Here is a 1,527-nt window from a genome sequence, read left to right on the forward strand (position 1 = left end):
GGTGGCAGTGGTGGAGACGACGGTAATACCGGTGGCAGTGGTGGGGATGACGAACCTGATAGCGATGGTGACGGAGTCTCGGATGACGAGGACAACTGTGTTGATACTCCGAACGAAGGCCAACTCGATACCGATGGCGATGGAGAGGGCGACGCCTGCGATCCGAACGACGATGGAGACGCATTCACCGATGAGCAAGACTACTGCCCGAAGATAGCCAGTGACGAACAACAGGACAAGGACTTCGACGGGGTTGGCGCTCGCTGTGACGAGGATGAGCCTCTCTTCGATGAAACGGACATGACGCACTACGTGTCTGAATACGCAGAGACGGCAACCTTTGACCTGGAGTATATCTACCAATCCGAACCCGTAGATGACCGGTATTCCCCGAACGTCGTAATCACTGGGCTAGATTCCGAAGAAACGAAGCACGTCTCGCTCGATTCCTCCGTTCAGGCGAGGACGGAAGTCGCAACTATCGATATCACCGAGTTCCGTGGCGAGTTCATTGAGGTGGAGATACAGACCGCTCCTGGCGAGGAGATGGCCGTGTTCACATCTCGTGTTGTCGGAGATAGTGATGGAGACGGTCTATACGACTACTGGGAAGAAGACCCACCGGTCTCTCAAGGGCTGCAGGGACGGTCCTTGGATGGACTCTCGGCCTACAACGCTGACTCTGACCAAGACGGGCTACAGGACGGTGAAGAGATCGACGTCGAGTACGGGTACGTCTATCCTGACGGGCAGCTGCGTGGTTACTACCAAGAGAGAGTCATCACCGAGCAGATCGCGAATCCAGCACATGAGAATACGGATGGAGGAGCGCTGGACGACGGTGAAGAGGTTAATCAGGGCACCAACCCAAGTATTAGTGAACGGCTCACTGTCGGTTTCAGTATCGTAACGTTAGCACAGGAACAAGATGGAAACCTGATCCCGTCTTTTAACGAGTATGGGTTTAGGAGTGATAATACTCGAGACACATATAAGACTGCGCATAATGATGAGTACACATCTGAACCCCCATTAGAGATTATGAAACCGGGTTGGGTTGAGGGATACAACTTAGAACCTTCTGAATACGATTACGTGAGAGTCACTGTGAATGTATTCAATCAAGGAAATAATATAGAACAAGAAGACTATGCAACGAACTATCGATTTTCTTTGGAGAGTCAATACTCCAATGCAGAAATTATCAATCCAACTGGGGTTATTGAGCCTGGAACGGAGACGGTTGATCTCATCATTCGAGACGATAACCTCCCAACAGGCGATGCAAAATGGGCCCTACTCGGTGAGATATCAATGGAGGCCTTTGTACCACCTAACTCGGTTATTCGGAATCAAAACGATGCTGAATGGCGTCAAGTATCTACCCAGAAGCCATATTCACTAAACATCGATTCTAGGGACTTGTACAGTGAAGAGGGTGTCATAGAACTCTTCTCACACCGTGATGATCGTACTTCCCGGATTGTCTCCGCGTTCGTAGTTGGTGATAGCGACGACGAGGCGAAG

General features: G+C 50.8%; 1 pseudogene. It reads left to right on the forward strand.

What is annotated here, in order from left to right:
* Window positions 1–210: pseudogene (locus tag BLT27_RS20310) on the forward strand (thrombospondin type 3 repeat-containing protein); the annotation flags it as partial.
* Window positions 211–1,527: the final 1,317 nt, after the last annotated feature.

Source organism: Haloarchaeobius iranensis (genome assembly GCF_900103505.1).
In the GTDB taxonomy this organism is placed as follows: Archaea; Halobacteriota; Halobacteria; order Halobacteriales; family Natrialbaceae; genus Haloarchaeobius; species Haloarchaeobius iranensis.